The following is a 23,571-nucleotide window of genomic DNA, read 5'->3' as shown; positions in this document are numbered from 1 at the left end:
TTGGTGAATAATGGTGTACCGCTGTGTTTAAACATCGGCATTGTTCAATTGTTGTTTTCTAGCATTAAGTAACTGCATTCTCTGCTGTAGCTTGGTGCCGTGCATGTTTTGTGTTGATAACCACTTTTTGTGAAGTAACGCGATATCTAACTTACCGTTTATTGTCAACGGCAATTCACTAACAAATAAAAAGTCGGTAGGCAGATAATGGGCAGGCAGTTGCTCAGCAATATGGCTTTTGAGCTGTGCCTTGAGTGCTTGACTTGAAATATCAGTCTCTTTGGTTGTCAGTACTGCCAGTAAGCCTTCGACTAAACCATTTTTATTCGCAGGTGTGGGAATGACAAACGCATCTGCAACGCTTTTGTGCGATATTAAAACCGCTTCTATTTCTGCAGGTTCAATACGAAAACCGCGTATTTTTAGCTGCCTATCTGCTCGGCCAAAGTAATACAAATTACTGCCTTGTCGCATAGCCAAGTCACCCGAACGATACAATCGTTTTCCATGGTGGAAAGGGCTTGCCACAAACCGCGTTGCTGTTAAATCTGCGCGCCCAAGATAACCATATGCTAATTGTTCACCCGCAACGTAAATCTCACCAACTTCTCCTTCTTGAACTTGCTCAAGATTGTCATTGAGCAAGATAACCTCTAAACTTTCTAAGCCAATGCCAATTGGGCTTTGCAAAGCGTCCATATTTTCATGCAAAGTTAACCATGTAACATGCACTGTGGTCTCAGTGATACCATACATATTAACAAGCTCAGGTTGCCCTTTAGGATACTTCGCCCACCAACTTTTGAGCCTATCTAAATTTAATGCCTCACCACCGAATATCACGTACCGCAATGGCAAAGGTTCGGCGGTGTTATCAAGACTGCCTTGCACATCTATTAAGCCATAAAATGCTGAGGGCGTTTGATTGAGTATCGTAATACCTTTATCTATTAAAAAGTCTGAAAATGCTGATGCTGACCACGCAATACTCTTCGGTACAATCTCAAGCCTTGCTCCCGTACTCAGAGCGCCCCACAGTTCCCATACTGAAAAATCAAACGCCAAAGAATGAAATAAGGTCCATACATCACCAGCCCTCGCATCCATTTTTGCCAAGGCACTGTCAAGTAGCGCTAATACCTGCTCATGCCCCACAGCAACCCCTTTTGGTTTGCCAGTAGAGCCTGAGGTAAAAATAATATAAGCAGGGCAATTAGGTCTTACAGGCTCAATAGACACATCACTTTGCAGCTGCAGCTCGGTATCAATATGTTCAGCAGATACTAAGTGTAAATGTCGCTTATCATGACCCATGTCATATAATGCAAATCGTGTTGCAATATCTTGGGTAGTAATAATCGCACTGGGCTGTGCCGTATCTAAAATCCAATTGACTCGCTCACTTGGATAATCTGGGTCAATCGGTACATAACAAGCACCAAGCTGCAAGATAGCAATAACCGATACGACTTGTTGTACCGAGCGATTTAATAAAATACCAACATTATCGCCAGGTTTAACACCTCGTAACCTAAGGTTATTCGCTTTAAGCGTCGCACGCTGTGCTAACTCTGAGTAGGTTAACGTCGTATGTTCATCGCTTACTGCAACATTATTTGGCTGTAATTCAACATGCCTAGCAAATCGAGTAAACAACGACGCTATACTGTCAAAATCTCCTTTTAATTGCTTCATCGGTTAACTTAACTCCTGCACTTGCAGTGATTTTGGGCGTAAGTCACACCAGTGAACATTGACCCATTGCAGGCATTCATCTCGTTGATGAGGGCCAAATGCGACTTGCCAACCATCAGGGATAGCACAAGATTCTGGCCAAAGTGAATACTGCTTTTCATCATTGCTTAAAACCAAAAATGAAATGTGCTCGTTGTCGAAAATGTTGTTACTCATTAATAGACTCCGTAACATTAATTGAAATAGTATCTGTATGATTTTTATTCGCTGAACCATTAGCAATACTTGCTTCGATTGCAGTCAGCTTTGTTACAAAGCAATCAACCATTTGCTCAGCGCGATGCTCAGTGACCGCTCTGGCATCAAAACTCAATCGCAGCTTGATTTGTTTGTGCGGATAGACAAATAAGGCACAGGCATAGCCCACCGAATCTTGCCATTGAATATCATCCACACCTGCCAAGCCATAATTGACGTATTCGTTCTGTGTCAATTCATGTTCTTCAGCATGCTCTCGCTGGGCATCTAAGGCATTTTCAACCACCAATAAAGTATCAAATACAGGTGCAAAACCGGCCTGAGAACAAATGACCTCCATATCCAGCGGCAGCAGAGATTGCCAGTCATAGCGAGATGATTCGATTTGTGCCAAAGCGCTGTTCAACGGTTGTTCTACATCCAGTCGTAGTGGTACACACTGTGTCACCAAGCCCGTCAAAGTTTCGATACCATCAAAATGAGTTGCCCGGCCAGAGTCAAATAAGCCAAATGTGACATCCGAGTATGAGACTACCTCAGACACTGTGTGAGCCCACGCAAGTTGCAGCAATGTCGCAAATGACACCTTTGCTTGATGCGCCGCAATATTCAGTCGCTCACTAAACTCACCCTCAAGCGTTTTCGATATATCTACTGTGATGCTAGAATGCAGTCGTTGCGGTGCAATCAAGCTCGCACGCTTTAACCCTTTGAATTGCTTGAGCCAATATTTCCAGCTCTGAGTAAAATCTTGTTTAGTTAACCAATCTAGGTATGCATGCCAAGTTGCATTTTGGGCTATAGCCGGCAGCTGCTTCGTGGGTGCTAGCCAACAACTCAACAACTTCGGTAACGACCAACCATCAAGTAATAGATGATGGCAATGCACACTTACCTGCCAAGCATTATCACTCACTTGCAGACATAAAAATCTCAATAATGGTGGGTTAGTTAAATCGAATTGAAATTGTTGCCATTGACTGACATTCCGTTGAGCTTCGTGCATAACATCACTTGACTCAAAATCTCGTAAATCGACACTCTGCCAATCAGGCACTAGTCCTTGATGAAACTGACACAGGTAGGTTTTTTTATTGTAACTCGTTGTTAATACATCAAATTGTGTTAATAACTGCCTTGCATTAGTTTTTAAATACTGCTCATTAAGCCACGGTGCTTGCTCAGCACTTAAAGACAAGGTAATAAATGATGTCCACGGATCGCTATGCGTTGATATTTGCTGCAACATAGTTTTTTGTAATGGCGTTACCGGCATGCTTTGCGAACTTGCAATAATCGCTTGATTATTATCATTGTGGCTGCGCTCATCAAGCAAGCTGACAAGCGCCATAAGAGAAGTGTAAAAATCTGATAGCTTGTCAGTGTTGGTCAAGCTATCAGTGAATATTGCGGTTAGGCATAAAGATTTACCCCCCTCTTTTTGAGCATAATAAGCACTAAAGTCTATATCATTCAAAATAGGCCAATGCTCGCCCGAAGCACTTTTAATTTGATCTAATAAAGGGCTGACGCGCCACATATCATCACTACTGCCTTCTAACACATCACCTAGGTAGTTAAACCCCACTCGGAGCGACGTCATATTTGCTATTTGTTCAGACTTGACTGTTGTTTGCTCTAACAGCGATACATCATGGGCTATGACTGAACTCACATGTGCGATAAGTTGTCTCATCACTTGCTGACGTGTTGTTTTATCAAAACAAGGTGAAACCGATATAGGGACAAAAGTCTCTTTGGCAAACCAGCCAACAGTACGTGACAAGTCTTGCTTGGCATTAATAGCCTCTCGTCCGTGTCTCTCTAATATCAATGTATAATCGTCATCAGCCGTCATTGCTTGTGCATTTTGTAATGCCATCATTACAAGTGCAGGCAACACACTTGCTAAAGGAAGATGATTTTGTTGTGCAATGTGACGCACTGGGCAACCTTTGTTATACAGTGGAATATGCCAGCTGATTGTGTCGGTATTGGCCAAGGTACTTACTTTGTGCGGCTGATAGATTTGTTGCGTCAAACCCACATTAGGCAGTGATTTAGACCATGTCGGCCACGCTGTCGCGGTTGGCTCAAGTTGCAACGCCTGTGTATTACTTAGCTGTTCAAACAAGGTTGCCAAATCTTCTATCAGCACAAACCAAGAGCCAGTATCAACCACCAGATGATTAACGGCTATCCACACACACTTGTGCTTAGTACCTTTTGACTCAATTAAAAAACTAGATAGCATGGTGCCATGCTCTGGAGATAGCTGGTTGCATAGCGCTCGTGCGAGCTGCTGCGCGTTGCAATACTGCGCTAATGTATCATCGCTGTCGACCCTATCTATTAACTGATACTGCCCTTGGTCAGCTTGTTGATACAGCGCATTACAGTACGTTTTAAACTGCGGTGGTTGAGTGATTTCTAAGTACGGTATTGTATCATTTTGCGGGTAAACCAATGTCGCACGCAACATACTATGGTGCGCTACTAAATGATTGAGCAATTTATTCAGCATGACAACCGACACCCCACTTGGGACCGTGACTGACACTAATTGCGCAAATCGTTGTAAAGGTATTTGAGTTGATAAATACTTGCGCATTAAAGGAGTACTGAAAACCTCGCCCAACACATCATCATGCTTAACCGCTTCAGTCTTACCTGTTAACCCTCTGCCCGCTAACGCCATGGCTATTTTGGCAACTGTATTTGCATCGAATACCAATTTTGGTGATAAATATATGCCCTTATTACGCGCTCGGCTCACTAATTTAATCACTGAAATACTATCTCCACCACAGTCAAAAAAGCCCTGCTCAACACCGATGTTCTCTAGTCCCAAAACGTCACAAAATAGCTGACATAAAGTGATTTCAAGCTCAGTAGTTGGTTTTTTTATAGTGGTTTTTTCAATGTTTTTAGGTACTTCAAGTTGTTTACGGGCAATTTTACCGCTTGGTAACTTAGGCAAGTTAGTTGCCAATACAAAATATTTTGGTATAAGGTGCGAAGGTAACGCTTGCTCACATAGTTGCTTATAGGTCGCAATGGTACTGGCTTCATCAATTACATGTGCGCTTGCTGTTTCTACAAAACAAATAAGGTGAGTACCAGTAGACATCTCGTTAGCAATAACCGCACATGGGCTTTTGATAAGCTGCTCTATATTTGACTCCACTTCTAATGGTTCAACCCTAAAGCCACGAATTTTAACTTGCTCATCAATGCGACCTAGGAACTCAAGCTTGCCGGCATCATTCCAACGCACTCTATCCCCCGTTAAATAAAGGCGTTCGTGTTGAGATGAGAATGGGTTGGCAATAAATTTCTCTGCCGTTAAGTCACCCCGATTTAAATATCCTCGCGCCAACCCTGAGCCAGAAACAGCTAATTCACCCGCAATGCCTATTGGTGATAATTGCATACACTCATCAAGAACGTACACTTTAGCGCCCGATACAGGCACACCAATATTTGGCTTGGTGTTTTGCTCAACGAAGCCAATCATAGTGTCAACCGTTGCTTCAGTAGGACCATATAAATTCACAGCCAAGGTATTATCAAGCATGGCAAGCTGTTGCCATAATGAGCTTTTAACCGACTCACCACCAAACCCTAATACTGCCGGTACATGCGGTAATAACGCTTGCCCACTTGCAGAATCAAAACCAGAGCGTAACCAAGGAAGTACTTCTTCTAGCAAGCTGGGAGTTAGCTCAATAAAGTCCAATTTTTGGCTAATAATTGACTCTGCTAGTGCTAACGGATCTTGCATCGTTTGAGCATCAAACAAGCACACTTTGTGCCCTGCAAACAGCCATAATGTGGGTTGCCAAGCAGCATCAAATGCAAACGACCATGCATGGCCCACACTCAGCTGTGTTTTGTTGGTAGTTAAACAAGTTGGCTTATATAAATCTCGCTTATGGCTGTTAAACAAGTTAACCAAACTCGAATGAGGCACCATAACCCCTTTGGGCAAGCCAGTTGAGCCAGAGGTAAATATTAAGCAAGCAATATTCTTAACACCTAACGGGCGCACTCTATCTGATTGTAAAACATCATCTGCTGCATTGGATGTTGCCTGCATGGCATGTTCAATACACTTAATTGACGCCAGTGTAATTTCAAGCTTGCCGCCGGCATCAAACTTATCTGCTTGTCCACAAATGACAACTTTAGGTTGTGCAAGTGATACAACCCGAGCTCTATATTCCTGAGGATAAGCGGGGTCAATAGGTAAAAATGCCGCTCCCGATTTGAGCACCCCCAACATAGCTATAAACCAATCAACGGTTCTGCCCAAACTAATGGCAACACTATCTTCAGGACCGACATTTTGTAAAATTAACCAACGAGCAATGATATTAGCCTGCGCATTTAACTGCGCAAAGGTCAGCGCAGAGCTGGGGAGATGAGCATTAATTGAGCGCAATTCACAAGCAGTTTCATCTTTATTTTTTAACACTGTTTGCTCAAAAACATCCACTAATGTCTGCTGTGCGTTATCTTGCGCGTCACCTCTGTCGCCCCATACAAGCTGCTGGCGATCGGCTAAATTACATATCGAATGATGCGCAAGCACTTTGCGAGGTTCGCTAACACATTGCTCAATTAAAGCCAACAAGCGCTGTAAATGACTTTTTATAGTTTTAGTGTGATATAGCGATGTGCGCCATGTTGCTTGAAATTGTAGTTGCCCATTTATCAGCAATGCATCAAATGAAAGGTCTGTTTGCGTTGTGCCATTAAAGTGTTTTTGCCAAGATACATCAACCCCTGACATATCAGGCGCTGCCATACCACGACTTAAAAAGGTCAACATAGTATCTAACAGTGGACTTTGCTTATGACCTCGCGGCACTTTTAATTCATTGAGTAGTATCTCAAATGGCATATCGGCATGTGAAAAACTTTGTCGACAACGCGCAGCGGTTGCACTAACAAAAGTGGCAAACTCTAGAGTACTGTCAACGGGTATACGCAGTGGTACAACATTACCAAAATTACCAATTAACGACTCTTGCTCTGGTAAGTTACGCAATGAAGCGACTGTGCCAATGGTCACTTCTGAACTGCGCGATAGTCGAGTCATAAATATAGCAATCACAGCCACAACCACCTCGAATGCAGTGACTTTTAGCTCAGCAGCAAATACCTGCAGGTTTTGAGTCGCCTGCTGTGTTAGGTTTGCTGTTAGCCACCCTCCGCCCTCATTTTCATTGCCAGTTCGAGGTAAGTCGGTGGGAAAGTCTATTGGCTCTGGCAGTGGTGTTAATACACTGCGCCAATAGTCTAAATGTTGCTGTTTGGTATCATAATCTGATTGCCACTTTGCTCTATGCCACCTTGCAAAATCACCATACTGGATGGGCAAAGGCTCACGCTGTTCCTCTTTCCCTTGTACTAGCTGATTATAAAAATAGCCAAGTTCTTGCGCAAAAATGCCAAACGATGGACCATCCCAAACAATATGTTGTCCGACCATAATTAATGTATGTTGTGTTTGAGATTGCTTTACTAATGTAAGCTTTAAAGTACTCAAGCAGGCTAAGTCAAATGCTTGTGTACTAAGCGCTTGAGCTAAATTGTGAAGCTTTTGTTGTTGCTCTTCTGCTGGCAAGCCACTCAAGTCAATATAATCCCATTGCGGTTCAAGCCTATCTAAAACCTGCTGTTGTGCACCATCAGTTGCATCAGCCCTATATATCGTTCTGAAAATATTATGCCTTTTAGTGATTTCTATGCAGCTGCTATGTATTGCCCCGCTATCAAGAGCACCTTCAAAATGCCATAAAACGCAAACATTGAATGCAGATGATGTAGGGTCTAATTGATGTAATAACCACATTCGCTCCTGTGCATGAGACACAATGCTCGGTTGCAATGTTGTGTTTTTTAAAACGGGAATAGTCAATTGCACCGTATTAGACTCGCTACCTCCTTTAGTGCTTTGCTTTAACCCACGCACTTTAGCTAGCTGTTTTGCCAACTTAAGTCTCAGAGCAGCATCCATAAATAATTTCCTTTAAGCAAATGACAATCATTTGCATTATCATTTAATTAATGTATGATTTCAAGCCTTAACAGCATATTGTTTCAGATATCTAAAAGGAGGTTTCTTTGAATATGAATAGCAACAGTGAACTTAATTATTCTAATAACTCAACACAACAATCAGTGCTAAACCAAGCTGCGGCTTTGGCAGATAGCAATTTATTTGCAGATTACCTTGTTTACGAAAACCAAGGTGAATGTTGGTATGCAGGTGGTATTCAACGAGCAATCACTGTATATGCAAATTACATAGAAGTGAAAATAGGCGAGACAGTTAAAAGCATCAGTGTTGCTCCTCAAGACTTAGCACAAGCACTACATGAGCAATTAAAACAATGGCAAGGTAACTGGCAAGTATGCGGTTGGGCTTGTTTTGAATTTGCATATGCACTGCATACCCCTGAGCTACTCAAACACGGTGAACTTGACGAGAAAGAGCCTCTGCTTTTTTTATGCGAACCAGAACTGTCTGTGACACTACGAGACAATCATTACGAAATCAAAACAACCAATAATGCGCTGCAAAAGCAGGCACAGGCGATTTTAAATAATGTAACTCTGGCAAGTACACTCAACTACCAACCTGTAACTGTGACAGATGACCCACGCTATCGTGACGCAGTACGAAAGTCAGTAATTGCAATCAACAATAACGAGTTAGAAAAAGTTATTTTATCTCGTAAAGTACCGCTTCATTTTACACCTGACTTAACCGCCACATGGTTGTATGGGCTACAAAACAATACTCCTGCTCGTTCATTTACCATGCAGTTAAAAAACTGGAAAGCCACTGGCTTTAGCCCTGAGATTGTTATGGCGCTAGACAAGCACGGTATGCTAACAACCCAGCCGCTTGCTGGTACTCGAAGGCTTGAAGGTGACATGGAGCAAGACAAACTTATTTTTGATGAGCTACTTAAAGACCCGAAAGAGACGCATGAGCATGCTATTTCTGTTCGCTTATCTATGGATGAAATGGAGCAAGTCTGTACGCCATCCACCGTACATGTCGATGAATTTATGACACGTAAGCTACGTGGCTCAGTACAGCACTTAGCCTCCAAAGTACGTGGGCAGTTAAAACCCAATTATAACGCGTGGCATGCCTTTACCAGTTTGTTTCCGGCAGTAACCGCTTCTGGCATACCAAAAGCGCCTGCTTTTGCACAAATTTGCAGTCATGAACTAAGCAACCGGGGATTATATTCAGGGGCTATCTTCAAACTAAACAGCGAGGGTGAAATGGATGCGGCGCTGGTACTGCGCAGCGTGCTAAGCCATGGTGATAATTACTGGCTACAAGCCGGGGCTGGTATTGTTAAAGACTCAACACCTTCTCGCGAACATACCGAAACCACTGAAAAGATGAACAGTATTTCACCTTGGGTAGTTGCTAAACGCTAGCGGCGTTACTTTTTGCAGACTCAACATTAATTTAAAAAAGCCAAGGAACTGGCTTTTTTGACTACATCACACTTTACACCCGTGACAAGGAACATTTATGACTCAAACAAATGACGCAACCTACGACCTAGTTGGTGTCGGTTTCGGGCCTTCAAATATTGCTCTGGCGATTGCGCTTGAAGAAGCAAACCAGCAAAATAAAACGATCAACGCTTTATTTTTAGATAAGCAAGTTAAGTACCAATGGCATGGTGATACAATCACCGACCAAAGTGGCCTACAAGTTTCCTTTTTAAAAGACTTAGTCACACAGCGCAACCCACAAAGCCCCTATACATTTTTAAACTATTTAAAAACCCATGACAGGCTGATAGATTTTATCAATTTAGGCACCTTTTGCCCCAGTCGATTAGAGTTTAACGATTACTTAAATTGGGTTGCTTCACACTTTAGTGAACTGTGCAGTTATGACAATAATGTAACAGCCATCCACCCAGTCTATGAAGGGAGTAATGTCACTAAGCTAAAAATAGACACTGTTTCAAGTAACGGTGAACACCATGTTCATTTCGCTCGCTCATTGGTATTTAGTGCTGGCGGCAGCCCAAATATACCTGCGGCATTTCAAGAGCTGCGGGATTCGGCCCAAGTATTTCACCACAGTCATTACCTTAGTAAGCTGTCTGAGCTTGCCATAGACAAAAACCGGCCATTAAAAGTCGCAGTCATTGGCGGCGGACAAAGTGCCGCTGAAGCCATTTTAGATTTAAATAATAGATATGATCATGGAGAGGTTGACTTACTGTTTCAAAGTGATGCTATGAGACCCGCCGACTCAAGTCCGTTTGTAAATGAAGTTTTCAACCCTTCAACAACCAACAGAATGTTTGAAAAATCACACGATGAAAGGCAGCGACTCCTCACAGCTTATAAACATACCAATTATTCTGCTGTTGATGCTGATATGCTTGACCAAGTCTACCAGCTCTTTTATATGCAAAAAATAACTAAAAAGCAAAAACATAGTTACAACCCTAATAGCCAAATTACACAGGCTAAGTCGGTCAATAACAAAATAGAACTGACGGTTTTAAACAAAGACCTTGGCATAACCACAAGTAAACAATATGACCTTGTGATCCTTGCAACTGGGTATCAACGACCCAAAAACAACCCTATTTTAGCGCCATTACAAGAGCATTTAGGTGACTTTACCATAAACAGAAATTACCAAGTTAAGACTGGACCAAACTTTGCTCCGCCTATTTTTGTCCAAGGCTTGTCAGAGTCAACTCATGGCTTAAGTGATACGCTCTTATCCGTATTGGCTATTCGCTCACAAGAAATTGCCAGTGCACTGCAACATTCACTAAAGATTTAGTACACAACAATACTTGGATAAAATGCAGTAACATCACTTGGTGTTAGCAGAGCAACCTAAGTAGCTCTTAACTTGCTTCTGTCAGACTAGATTAGGGAGAATAAAACCTGACAGAAGTATGAATGACTATAACCAATGTTATAACGAGACTAATAAGGCACAAATAACGCACACATCAATCGCTGCACCTTTAATGCTAAACCCAGCTTATACTTAATAAAGCAAACCTCTGTTTAGCGTTTTATTATGATTCGGTTTTATTACTATTTGGGCGCAACTGATGTTGAAGGCCGAGTAAAAAGTTTCTAAGAATTTGGTCTTTACACGCTCTATAGTGCTTATTTTGAGGCTTGCGAAAAAACGCACTAAGTTCATGCTTACTTAACCGAAAATCGACACATTGCAGGGTCTCTAAAATATCTTCAGCTTTGAGGTTCAAAGCAATACGTAACTTTTGAAAGACAATATTATTGCTTAACTTATCTTCAGGTTCAGGCTGCTCACCTTCGCGCTTACCACGCTTTAAATTAATGAAACCATTAAGAAATACAGCTAATTCAGTATCGCTAAGTTCAACGAAAGACTCTTCCTCTTCTTTTTTCAGCCATTGAGAGACTTGTGCATTGGTTACATTAACATTTGCTAAAGAGAAAATTTCAGTCATTACATTATCGTTTAAATCAAATGTATAGCGAATACGTCGTAAAATATCATTGTTGGTCAAAATAGTTCCTAGTCTTAGGTAAATCCAGCACTATCAACATAATTACTGGCAAACTTGGATTTTATCAGATTAGTGGTTTACTCCCTACTAATTATGTCAACTGGCTAACTAATTGTAATGCCCAATAAGTTAGCTAGCAACACTCTCTCAGCCATTGTGCATTTTGTAAAAAAAATATTTAAAGCTTTAACCTATGTTACTGACAGTGAGTGGCTAATTATTGATGGAAGCATTGTAAGGACACATCAGCATAGTAGTGGAGCACAAAGTAAAAAGAACGAATCGAGTGGTAAGAGTTGTGGTGGTTTTTCAAAAAAAATTCATTTAGCCGTTGATAGCCAATTATCCTAAAAGCGAATACGTCATTGCCGATAAAGATTATGGCAATCAATCTATTAGAGCCTTTGTAATAGAGCAAACGGGCGGTAAAGCAGTGATACCTCGGCGTAAAGGTAATACTAAGAAAAACAAAGAGATGGATTGGTGTCTATATAAATACCGTCACCTAGTTGAAGATGCTTTTGCCAAAATTAAACATTTTAAAGCTATTTCAACAAGGTAGGTTCATATTTGCTGTAAAATAGTATGATGCAAACGTTCTGACCATTTGACTTAATGCTTGGTACATTCTAAAAGACCGTTACTTAAAAAGAGCAAATCAAACTTTTCCAGCCACGTACTATTTGTTGGCCTATCTATATCCCGTATGCTACTTGCTTAACTGCCGCATCGACAGAGGCAGTTAACAAGTTTGTTTATTTAAAACTGACTGTCACCGTGCAAAAATAGCCAAGATAGAACATTATTGCCTATTAACATAATTAAGGCCTATATGTGTTAAGTTGTAGCTCTAGAAGCTTGAATTTGGCTGACGCAAAAACTCCAACTCTTCTTTTGTTGAACTACGGTTTAACATTGCATTTCGATGCGGATAACGACCAAACCTGTCAATTATAGCTTTGTGCTTGTGTTCAAAGTCGAGACTGCTAGGTATCCCTACAGACTCAAATAGCTTAACTGCCTCCGTATGAATTAATTTCGATTCGCTGTGCATAAAAGGCATATAAAGAAACGTTCTTTGAACATTAGATAGATGTGAATCAAGCCCCTTTGAAATTGCAAACTGAGCTAACGCTAGCGCCATGAAATCACATGCAAATGACTCTGGTTTATCTCGGTAAATATTGCGAGAAAATTGGTCTAAAATAATGACTTCAGCTAAAGAGTCAATCGCGCTATCACGCCACATAAACAATTCACCTGCTTTGGCTTGATGGTGTAAATCGCCAAAACGAGTTTTAATCATAAGATCCAAACTTGAGCTTTTTTCCCACCACTGCCGTGGTTCAAGTTCATTAAACCAAAAATCAATGACTTTACTCTTCATATTCGCCCCTTTCTATACCAACCATTGTGCAATATAACGAGCCTGTAGAATTACTCGTTTTAATTTATTTTTATTGATACCTCAACCTTAGCTGAGTTGCTATTTTGACTCAATCGATTAGAGGCTTGAGTGGGCCTTAAAGGGCAATCGTTTTATACAGCCACGTACTAATTATTTATTGGCCTATCTATATGTGTTTGCCATGTGTTTACCGTAAGCTACTTGCTTAACTGCTACATCGAAAGAGACAAATTTAGAATGAACTGTCACTGTGTATAAACGGCCAAGATACACTTACGATAAACAGGGATGTTAAAATTAAAATGACTCTGCTTATGTTTTAAAATACTCCTTAAATATCTAACAAGCCTTTAATATTTCTCATGTTGAAAAAACAGTCTCATCGCCCCATTCACAGAATAGCTTGCTAAAATGTGTAACGAAGCGAAACCAAGCAAGCCGTTAATACTCCCTATACTGTAATGGCCTTGTTATATACCCTTTTTAATATTTAAAAATGAGTCTAAAACCTCAAAAGTAAAGTTTTGAAATGCTTCTTCGCAATGGTCGTTTACACCGCAATTCGCAAAAGCGGTAATACTGACATCTCCATCGGGAATATAGATGTTTTGCGTAAAGTAGCCAAATTCAGTGCCGCCATGATGATAGAATTTTTTACCATTTACTTTTTCAATCCAAATACCAAGCCCATAATAGAAATCAGATGCATAATAAAAACGTGCGCCCCAAGATTCAACCAAGTACTTTTCACCTATCATTTGCGCTCTCACACTTTCACTGAACACGCTGTTTTTACGTACGATAGCCCTTAAAAGCTTTGCCATATCTTTAACGTCTGATGCTAAAGGAGCATCAGACGTAGCAGTTGTTCCAATAATATTTTTTGTATCAACCCAGACATTCAACGGGGTTGGGAAAAGAGGATCAGTCTCATTAATAAAAAACCCCGATGTCATCACTGGTTGATGTTTTTCAACACCCTTAGAGTAGCTAGATGTCATTTTTAATGGTTCAATAATTCTGCTTCTGATCGCCTTTGATGGGTGTTCTTTTAAAACGCGTTCTAAAATGACTCCGGCCAATGCATAACCCGTATTTGAGTACGAATGCCCTTCCCCTGGTTCAAAGTCTGCGGGTTGGTTGAACGCAAAGCCTAATGGAAACATGTCCGTTGTAATCTTATTCTGCTGAGCATATTGCGCTTTAAAAAACGCATACTCACCAACATCGTTATATTCAATAATACCGCTTGTGTGATTTAACAAGTGCCTCAAAGTCATTTCATCCGAATATTGAATTTGACTAAGTAACTCTTTATCAAGGTATTTACTTATCGGTGAATCAAGGTTAACGATCCCTTCTTCGGCCAACAAGACTACCAACAGTGCTGTTAATTTTTTCCCGGCACTGCCATTAGGTATCACAACATCCGTTGTCATTGGCTGCTTTTTTTCCAAGTCTTTAAAGCCAGCGCTACCTATAAACCTGCCATGTTTTGATTCTACAAGAATTACGGCGCCGGGAATGTATTGAGATATAAGATTATCTAGCATTGCTTGGTATTTATTACGGTAGCCAATGTTCTGGTCCAGATGTTTATTCGCAACAACAGAGTAAGGTATTAACATAGAAATGATAAATACCAGCTTTAATAGAGATTTTTTATTCACTAGATTCATCCTTGACTCAGCTATAACTACTAGGGCATGTGACGCTCGCATAAGCTGCGCATAAATACTTAACTAAAATTACTAACAAAGAGCACAGCCAAGTGTTTTGCGTCCGTTTTTGATGCCCTTGATACTCATTGAGCCCTTTGATTGGGTATTAATCTACAATAAAGCAAAAACTTAGTATTGTTAATCGCAACAGCTAAAGAAAATTAAGTATCGTGAACATTGCTTAATATCCTTCATAAAAAACTTACCAACATTGTTTATAAATTCATTAGGATACAACCCTAATGAATTACTTAGCCAAACAACAGTAACAGCAAATTTGAGTGCCCAAATTTAAGTGCCTGTCCATGAAGAGGATACATGAAGAGGATATTTACTTCGATACCATATTAAATATAAAAAATGTTACTTGGCATTGTTTTAGTTAGCGTTTTTAAAAGTATTTGCGGAACGATTTAACTAGAAGCCCGAATTCAAAGGTTTAACACTTAGGCAACTTACAATAGAAATTAAACTAGTTTAATTACGTAATTTAGGCTGAGGCAGGGTTCTAAACACCTCAGAATTTGTTAGAAATTTACTCATAAAGCACACTAAACTCTTTTACCCACGCGATTCCAGCGCCGCTCATAATCTCATTTCCTAACTCTACATCTGCTATAAATAGGTTTTGCGAAATCAACCTCTCGTTGATAGCATATTTTAAAAGATTAAGTGCTGGGATATTAGCTGACATCATGAGTTTTTTAGCTCTAAATGAAACATTTACCCACTTGTTATCATTGACACCCGACTTGTCGTCCCAATCTTTCTGATGCCAAACTTCCCAAGTAGTATCATTAATCATGATTTCACCGAATTTTTGACCCGCTGGATTAAAATGCCCTGTTGTGGAATATGTCCAGAACATAGTTTCAGCCGCAATGACTGATTTCTTGGGTTCCGAACCGTTATACTCTTCAGTAATAAGCCACATAGTAGTAGCTATATTATGCTCTCCGTTTGTTTTAACTTCGATTTGGTATGCAACATCTAGCTTTTTAAGTTCCGAAATTTTTAAGGGAAATGAAGTGTCGAACTTTGGCTCAGGCGCCCAAGGTGAAGCACCAATTTTAATTTGAGGCTGGGAATAGATAACTCTGCGACCGAGTGGCCATGACCAAGACCAACCAAATTGAACCTCACCATCAATTGTTCTCTTTTCTAGACATTGGCTCCAATCATCACTCTGTGCAGCCGTTTTATTCCAAACATTATGGTTAGTATCCCTTGTTTAGAATAAACAGTCACTTGAAAAGAGCAAAGCAAATTTGCTACTTATTATTTATTAGCCAATATTACCAAAGTGTACCCATAATTGACTAGCAGTTTGAGTGTCTGTCCACTTTAGTTCTTTCTGAAAATTATAGCTATTGGATTATTTATAACTAAGTGATACTCTTGATTTGCGTAAAGTTAATTGCGTTAATAAAAATCTTAAGGAATGAAAATGAAAATAAAATTAAATAAAAAACAGTTAAAAACTTTAAATGCGACAAAAGAAATTAATAATGTAGCAACTCAGAAAATTGCTGCTGGTAATGCTTATGCTAACCCTGCATCTTGGACGTCAGCGATGATTTTTTGCGATGCGCGCACAGGACTTTGCCCTGTAGATCCAAAATAATCATCAGATGATTACTATAGGTTCATACTTTCATATGGACCTATTACTCTTACAGCTTCAATTTATCTATCCAAGCAACGTAAAACCTAAAAGTACAGTCATTTCAAAAAAAGAGAAAACCAACACTTTTCTTCCAACCCCATATTGTTACCAAAAAGAAGATTCTGAAAGGACGGTTTCACTTTAAATATTATTAGCTACATATACTCACTCTATTTTCTACGTTTTTTGCAAGTCGGTGCTCACATGCTCGCTGCAAATTTAATTTAGCTCGTGGTGATTTTGGGAACTCACTTTTTATAAAAGCAAATAATTTTAAAGAATCGCTTGCTATATTAGCCCAGAGAAGCTCAAACGCTAATGATGATAAACTTTGCTCATTAAAATCAAAGTTGTTTTTTTCCGCCTTTAAGCCGTTAAATGTATGATTAAAGTTGCCAGAAACCACGCCTTTAATTAAAGATAAAGTTGGATCATTTTTACGATTAGGGACATTTTGACCATATAAAACACCTGCAATATCGAGAGTAAGTTGCTGTTTCAAAAAATAACTTATCCCAGTATTGCTTAGAATAATAATGCTATGCTTATCATCTATGAAGCGAGTCATCATCGTGCTATATCCATCAAACTTTCCATCATACGTGTGAACATTCACTTCGAGGCCTTGGGTAATAGGGATACTTTCTATGCGCCAACTGTAAGGGTGTTGTGGGGAAAATAAACGTTTTTTGCTTTTATCACTTAGAAAATCATCTCCATATAGTGCCAAATCAAACCTATGGAGATCATTTACACTTGTGTAAATGCTTGCCCCAGCGCCAAATAAAGACATATTCTTTGAGATTTGTTCTTGGTATCCTCCGCCTACTTTCCATTGATAGCCCCTGACTTTATCCGCATATGATTGGAAGCCAAGTGCAACACCAGATTCCATCATATTTAATGGTTCATAAATATACTTTTGAATACTCCTTAAATAAGATTCTTTAGTCGATTTTTCTATAACTTTTCCCAACAAAAAATATCCTAGATTGGAATAAAGGTAGTCTCCACCGGGTTCAAATAAGGGCGATAGTTTTGCAATTAAACTCGTAAATTCCAGCTCCGAAGTTTTTCTATGAAAATCTTCATTAAACCATCCGTCGATAGCAAAATGATTAGGAAGACCCGAAGTGTGACTTAAAAGGTGATGTAAGGTAATCTTTTTACCTGATGCATTATTAAACTCTGGAAAATAATCTGCGAGAGTCGAATCGAGTTTTAGTTTTCCTTGCTCTTCTAGTTTAAGTACCAATGCTGCGGTTATTGGTTTGCTTAATGAGGCTATTTGAAAAGAGTCATTGTTCTTGATCCGTTTATCTAATAAACGATCAGCTAGCCCATGAGAACCTTCGTATATAACTTTTCCCGACTTTGCAACCAAAATAACGCCGCTATCAAGTGCATGGCTGGAAACATAGCTATCAACAATTTTGTTAATTTTTGCACTGTTAGTGCTTAGTTTAATGAGTCCTTCTTCTGGGCTTTTTTCAGCAAGTAAACTAAATGGTATGGAAGCTCCAACCAAAAAAATCCACTTTTTAAAACCTACCACCTGACTACTCCTTTGTTTATTGATACTTATTAAGCTTTAACATTTTAGTATTTATGTGACACGCGATTTATATTGCATAATCGTTTGTCAGACTGTGTTGCAAGCCACTCGGTGTAACAGAGTTGGTCTTATTTATGCTATGGGGATTTGTTTTTAGAGCCTCTACCTAAATAAGCTAGTTTAATCTGCTTACTGATATAACTTTAGTTTCCCTACATTGCTCAACGTTTATTTTTACCCCATCACATCTAATTTATTACACTTAAACAATGATAATTGTCTAAAGTGCATACGTTAGTAAACTGAGTAATTAAACATTTGACTTAATGCAGCAACCGTAACTGTTGCTAACCTACTATATGCTTAAAAAAGATCAAGTTAAACAAAGGGAATGGAAAAAGTAGGCAGCGATGCGATCGCAATAAGAGAGCCTCACTATGTGTTTGCCGTAAGCAACTTGCTTAACTGCCTCATAGACAGACGAAGTAAACAAATTTGTTTATTAATTTAAAGTTGCCCGTCACTGTATAAAAGCGGCCAAAAAGAGCATTAGTGCCTATTGCCAGAGTTATGGCTCATATATTTAAGAGTTTAATCTCCAAAAAAAAATAAAAAAGACAGCCATAATTAAATTATCAAACTATTATCATGAAAAGCCAGTACGTTTGATATTTTTACGCCAAAAGTACTTTTTCGCTGCAATTTTTAGCTCAATCAGGCGGGGGTTGGTGATAATTGCAACGGGAAAATAAAAAAGACAGCCATAATTAAATTATCAAACTATTATCATGAAAAGCCAGTACGTTTGATATTTTTACGCCAAAAGTACTTTTTCGCTGCAATTTTTAGCTCAATCAGGCGGGGGTTGGTGATAATTGCAAAGTATCAAGCGCAGCTTTACCTACCTTGCAGCATTATTGTGGTTTACTTTGTGGATGCTAAATTGGCTTAGCCGAGTAGCTTTTCGCATTGACTGAAACTGGTTCGCCGTTTTACCTCTAAATGCGTGTAGTAGTCATCAAGCTTGTTAGTTCGCCCCACAGCACCTTTAAATACTTTGGTGAATTGTGTTGTGAGCTTTAGCCAATTTTCGGGCGCTATGCTTAGTCGCTCTAAAATAGGCAGTGTGCGCTGCTCTATGTGCCCGCGTTTATCTTCTCTCATGCAGCGGCCTGTTAGCTCAACCAGCTCAAGGTATGACTTAAGTTCAAAGGGGAGACCTTTGGGCATGTGTTTTCTTGGGCTTCCTGCAAAACGGGCGAGTTGCTTGGGTTGTTTAGCGTCTTTGGCTGCTCTAATTCGCTTTTGAACGCTGGTGTGTGCAGAGTCTTCTGGTGTTTTTGCCATTTTAGCTCTGATGGGGTTTAGGTCAACATAGGCCATACATGCAGCCAGCGCCGCTTCATCAAGCAGAGCTTGCGATTTAAAGCGCCCTTCCCAAAATCGGCCTGTGCAGTTATCTTCTTTATTGGCTTTTCTGGCAATGTCTTCGTTGAGCACGCGCATAAACCAGCTGATATCAGCAAGTCGAGTGCGATAATCTGCAATGGTACGATTTAAAAAGAATTGTTGCGCTTTATCCAGCTTATCCCCTTGCAAATATTTTTGCGTAAGCAGTGTACCTTTAAATAATTTGTGCCAACGAATAAGTATGGCTTTATCATTCAGTCTATTGGCTTTTTTATCATCAACATACAAAACAATATGGGTATGATTGCTCATCACAGCATAAGCACACACATCAATACAAAATACTTTGGCAAGTGCCAGTAGTTTATCTTCTACCCATTGCCTGCGGTGCTCATAACTTTTGCCAGTTACTGTATCGTCACCACACAAAAAAGCACGGCGAACACACCGTGAAATACAGTGATAGTATTTTGTATCAACTAGACTAACCTGCCTTTTACGTGCCGTTGCCATGAGACTTGCCTACCTTTTGAATAGATAGATAAAAGATAGGCAATGACTGAAAAACAAGCAAATAAAAGTGGGTGTCATGTTTATTTGTTTATTTTATGATGTTTATTTTATGAAAACTTCATGAAGCCCTCTTTGGTGAAGAAGCTGAAGGTGATGAAATACCACCTTTTAATTCGTCACTTGAAACCGCCACCGTCGAAGAACTGGTGGAAGAGCTTAAAGCTCGTGGTGCAACCAAAGTAAATTTAATTTTCTAATGAATAACAATGAGGTGAAATACATCTCTGAGCTTCTTAAAACCCTAACGAATGATATGGACCCACTGTAGTGGCCAAATTTATTGTGCCACTACAGTCACAACATAAGTATTTTGCCAAGATCCCCATCCAATATGATGGAGCTCTTTAAGTTTATGTTGTTATCGGTTTAACAAATAAATCATGAAAAAATAAATTAACGACTTTCCTGAACAATAAACTGAAATTCACATTGTAAACCTCGACATTCATTATGTGGAATAAATACAGCAACACCTTGAATATTTGTTAGTGCCATATCACCACTTTGTATTTGGAAGTGATCATGTCCGACCTCGATAATAGTAAAATCACATCGCCAAGTAAATGAACCGCAATTTGATGAGATACTTCGCCTAAGTTTCTTATCAATGTTATCACTGACTACACCAATAGGAGATTTATGGCCTAGATCAACATCAATAAACTTAATACCTTGATAGCCATTATCAAGATCTTCAACCCAAAAATCGCACTTATTAGCATTACAGTCACTTGCTTCTCGCGTGGTCAGCTTTAACGGATATCCATGTCTAGCAATATTCTGAACAAATAGCGGTAACCCAGTCGCAACGTGCTTAATGCGATATTTCTTTTGTGATGCAACACGTCGAGGCGTTCCTAGCACACATTCATCAACCAGTGTTGATCCAATTAGTTCATTAAATTGGCACTTATCAAAAAGTTCAGGAGTATTTCCCATCATAAGCCTGAGTGGCTGCATTGGTTGACGACGTTTATCCATCTGCGTAGTTACATCTTGAGAAATCAACGCTGCTACAGATAAGGGTGTAAAATGGTTCTCGCTATCATGACATTCAAGGCAAAAGCTGTTCTTAATGCTATCAGGCCTCTGCATATCCCAAAACAATGGCCCTTCTGGAAATAACAGTATTTGCCTTAATGAGTGGTCATCAGTTTTGCTAAATAACAATGAGTTTGCTGCTTTTTCTTTAGCAAAGCCATGCTCTTCAGTATAATTATGTAAACATGCGTAACGTGAGAATAGTTTAGCGCTTATTGATTTTGAAACCACTTCATGAGTTGTTGCTCCATATTTATTCGCTTCATTCCACCATTTTTCATTGTCTTGCTTGGTATTAATACCAACTATGGTGCCATGACCATGATTACATACAGACTCTAAATCAGGACGATATGCAAATACTTTAAATTCATCAACCCAACCACGAATGCCATCAGCACTGCCTTTAAGAGAACCTAGGACAGTATCTCCAGCAGAAAATGGCTGATGTATAGGTGTATTCCACTGTGTTAAAAGGTAACCATTTAAAAAAACATCTATCTTAACGGTTCCACCCTCAACTTTATTCACCTGTAAAGCAATGTGGCGCCATTGCTTGTCAGTAAAGGCAAAAGCGGTTAAATCGACTTCAAAAACGTACCCAATTTTCGTGCTTCCTTCTACAAGATAGCTGAGTGTTTTATGTGATAGACGCAAAGTTGATTGATCAGCAAAGGTTAACAATGTTTTGCTTTCCTCACTATCATTTTGTCGAGGATCAACAAACAAAGTAATAAACGCTTCATCTAACGCTTTTCCTATACTAAAACTGACACCCGATTCTCCATCTAGCCATAGTCCTTTGCCAATAATGCCACCTTTAGCAATGGGTTCAATTCTCACATTACCATGGGTGTGTCCATAGTTCGGTGTAAAATCATTAGAGCCAGTTGCTGCATTTTGAATTCGAGGAGCCTCATAATCAGAGAGCGTAGAGTCTCCATACCTAAAAAAGCCTTTCCCACCAAAATTATAACGAGTTTGAAAACCATCATTATGACGCATGTGAAGATGATTCCTTATTTCCCACCTCTTTATTGGCCCTTCATCTTCAATGTCATGAGTCAATGATGCATTCATATTTGCAACAATAACGCTATGTTTATTGATAAAATCATCAAACGCAACATCAGCTGTGCCACGACCTGTACTTAAATGCCAAACAACATCTCGTGGCGTACTTGGCACCATGTTTGAGTTATAGTTAAATAGATTTTCAAGTGAATCAATAAACGTTGTATTTTTAGCGCCCATTAATGGTAGTTTGTCCCGCTCCGTGCTTCGAGCTGATCCAACAACTTCCATAACATCTTGGCCCTGCACATCTCGGTATAGTGTTAAATACTTATGATTTGTTGTACTCAGACCATAATCTGAGTTAGCGAATGCGCCATCCAGTAAAACCATTTTACCATTAGTCCACGCACCCATGGCAACAACACCTTGGGTATGAAGCCCAGATTCAACCCGACTTACAGCTTCTGAGCAACCTTCAACACAGCTAGTTTTATAACGCGTATATTCCACTCCATGATTACTGTAATTTAACATCGAGCGAATTGCGGTAAAAAAAACATTCCGTCCTTCTCTATCAACCCACGGGTAAGTACCTTTAATTGGTTCACCATCTTTGATCAAACTGCCTTCAGGGTCGCGAAACTGTCGTTGAGCAAAGCCGTATTTATTCTTTACTAAAGAATGAAACGGCGCATGAGAAATAGGATAAGGTCCTTGTAACTTGGTAATATCACATGCATTCTCACTTTCAGGAATTACCGCATAAACCATATCGTATAAACCCGACTTTTCTGTACCGTCGTCGGTTTTCCATTTTAATGGTTTGGTATCTCTCCCTTCATTAATTCTAAAAACAAACAATCGACCATCAGCAGTCACCATTGGCTCTAAAAACCGACTGACATCAGGCATTAGATTACTTTCAACATCGTCTTGGCTGTTATAAGTTACTTTAACAATCTTGGCATTTTTTGTTTTAGGGTATTGCACTTCTACACTAAACTTCGAGCGTACTACTTTAGTACCGCTCTTATCTGTCTTGGAACCAATCGCAGACAGTTCATAACAATCATTTTCTGGGTTGCTACTACATTGTTTTGGATTTGATACAGTATTATTATCAGAAAAGACCGAGCTGCCATCACACAATGCTAGGTGATGCCCATGACCAATATTTTCTAACCTCAGATCACTTAAAAAGCCTTTAGGAATACCCGGCTCTAAGGTACTAAAAGGCCGCTCAACAGCTTCAGGGCGAAGCACTGTCAAATTACGAGGGTTGCCAGTTCCTAATCGTTTTAAAAAAAGTCCAATTCGACCGTCATTGCTAGTTCGAATGGCTGGAATATGAGGAGCGGTGTATTGAAACTCTTTTTTACCTTCCTTATTTGTTATTGCTTCAATCCCAGTCGTTTTGATATTCAAAGTAGGAGGTTCTGGTATCACGACTGGCTCATTTAGAGGCTCAAAAACTCCAACTTCTTGTCCATAGGTATAAAAAGAAAGTAAGGTAACTATTAACAAGGTAAACTTACTCAATCGCTTTAAACTTATAGGAAATAAATTACTTACACCTTCCATATCAATACCATTAGAAATAACAAAATAACAAAATAACAAAATAACAAAATAAAAAAATAAAAAAAATCAAC

The 23,571-nt window shown here is 39.6% G+C and carries 12 protein-coding genes and 1 pseudogene; 3 read left to right on the top strand and 10 right to left on the bottom strand.

Features of this window, described 5'->3' with window-relative positions; genetic code table 11:
* Positions 1–27 precede the first annotated feature (27 nt).
* Genes OCI93_RS03505 through OCI93_RS03495 form a run of 3 tightly spaced genes read right to left on the bottom strand, consistent with a single transcriptional unit; the run spans position 28 to position 7,978 of the window.
* A complete protein-coding gene (locus OCI93_RS03505; protein ID WP_261625786.1) occupies positions 28–1,695 on the bottom strand; it encodes an amino acid adenylation domain-containing protein in 1,668 nt (555 codons plus the stop codon).
* A 3-nt stretch (positions 1,696–1,698) separates the two neighbouring features.
* Entirely contained in the window at positions 1,699–1,911 is a 213-nt protein-coding gene (locus OCI93_RS03500; protein WP_261592680.1) for an MbtH family protein, read from the bottom strand.
* The gene (locus tag OCI93_RS03495) at positions 1,904–7,978 is read right to left on the bottom strand and encodes a non-ribosomal peptide synthetase (RefSeq protein ID WP_261625785.1); all 6,075 of its coding nucleotides are present in this window, start codon (positions 7,976–7,978) and stop codon (positions 1,904–1,906) included. Before OCI93_RS03495 ends, OCI93_RS03500 begins: the two co-directional genes overlap by 8 nt.
* A 113-nt stretch (positions 7,979–8,091) precedes the next feature.
* Here OCI93_RS03495 and OCI93_RS03490 point away from each other — a divergent pair, with 113 nt between their 5' ends.
* On the top strand, positions 8,092–9,423 hold the full coding sequence (locus OCI93_RS03490; RefSeq protein ID WP_261592678.1) for a salicylate synthase: 1,332 nt from the start codon (positions 8,092–8,094) through the stop codon (positions 9,421–9,423).
* A gap of 97 nt (positions 9,424–9,520) precedes the next feature.
* Positions 9,521–10,804: a lysine N(6)-hydroxylase/L-ornithine N(5)-oxygenase family protein gene (locus tag OCI93_RS03485; protein WP_261625784.1), complete on the top strand. Its 1,284-nt coding sequence runs from the start codon at positions 9,521–9,523 to the stop codon at positions 10,802–10,804.
* A 244-nt stretch (positions 10,805–11,048) separates the two neighbouring features.
* Here the strand turns inward: OCI93_RS03485 and OCI93_RS03480 are convergent, their stop codons facing one another.
* From OCI93_RS03480 to OCI93_RS03465, 4 genes and pseudogenes are all read right to left on the bottom strand, one after another.
* Positions 11,049–11,528, bottom strand: coding sequence for a YehS family protein (locus tag OCI93_RS03480; protein ID WP_261592676.1), 480 nt, complete (start codon positions 11,526–11,528; stop codon positions 11,049–11,051).
* An 850-nt stretch (positions 11,529–12,378) separates the two neighbouring features.
* Positions 12,379–12,915 carry a DUF924 family protein gene (locus OCI93_RS03475; protein ID WP_261625783.1) on the bottom strand — a complete coding sequence of 179 codons (537 nt, stop codon included), beginning with the start codon at positions 12,913–12,915 and terminating at the stop codon, positions 12,379–12,381.
* A 491-nt stretch (positions 12,916–13,406) separates the two neighbouring features.
* Positions 13,407–14,606, bottom strand: coding sequence for a serine hydrolase domain-containing protein (locus OCI93_RS03470; RefSeq protein ID WP_261625782.1), 1,200 nt, complete (start codon positions 14,604–14,606; stop codon positions 13,407–13,409).
* 586 nt (positions 14,607–15,192) lie between these two features.
* Positions 15,193–15,864: pseudogene (locus tag OCI93_RS03465) on the bottom strand (GH12 family glycosyl hydrolase domain-containing protein); the annotation flags it as partial.
* A gap of 240 nt (positions 15,865–16,104) precedes the next feature.
* Here OCI93_RS03465 and OCI93_RS03460 point away from each other — a divergent pair.
* Positions 16,105–16,281 carry a hypothetical protein gene (locus OCI93_RS03460; protein WP_261625781.1) on the top strand — a complete coding sequence of 59 codons (177 nt, stop codon included), beginning with the start codon at positions 16,105–16,107 and terminating at the stop codon, positions 16,279–16,281.
* A 193-nt stretch (positions 16,282–16,474) separates the two neighbouring features.
* Here OCI93_RS03460 and OCI93_RS03455 read toward each other — a convergent pair whose 3' ends face one another.
* From OCI93_RS03455 to OCI93_RS03445, 3 genes are all read right to left on the bottom strand, one after another.
* Positions 16,475–17,878 carry a serine hydrolase domain-containing protein gene (locus OCI93_RS03455; RefSeq protein ID WP_261625780.1) on the bottom strand — a complete coding sequence of 468 codons (1,404 nt, stop codon included), beginning with the start codon at positions 17,876–17,878 and terminating at the stop codon, positions 16,475–16,477.
* A 948-nt stretch (positions 17,879–18,826) separates the two neighbouring features.
* Positions 18,827–19,801, bottom strand: a complete 975-nt coding sequence (locus OCI93_RS03450) for a transposase (protein ID WP_261593416.1) — start codon at positions 19,799–19,801, stop codon at positions 18,827–18,829.
* Positions 19,802–20,254: 453 nt separating this feature from the next.
* Positions 20,255–23,500, bottom strand: coding sequence for a hypothetical protein (locus OCI93_RS03445; RefSeq protein WP_261625779.1), 3,246 nt, complete (start codon positions 23,498–23,500; stop codon positions 20,255–20,257).
* Between the last annotated feature and the right edge of the window lie 71 nt (positions 23,501–23,571).

Origin of the sequence: Pseudoalteromonas holothuriae, from assembly GCF_945859825.1 — a bacterium.
GTDB lineage: Bacteria > Pseudomonadota > Gammaproteobacteria > Enterobacterales > Alteromonadaceae > Pseudoalteromonas > Pseudoalteromonas holothuriae.
The sequence above is the reverse complement of the archived record's forward strand: the minus strand, read 5'-3'. Positions and strand labels throughout refer to the sequence as shown.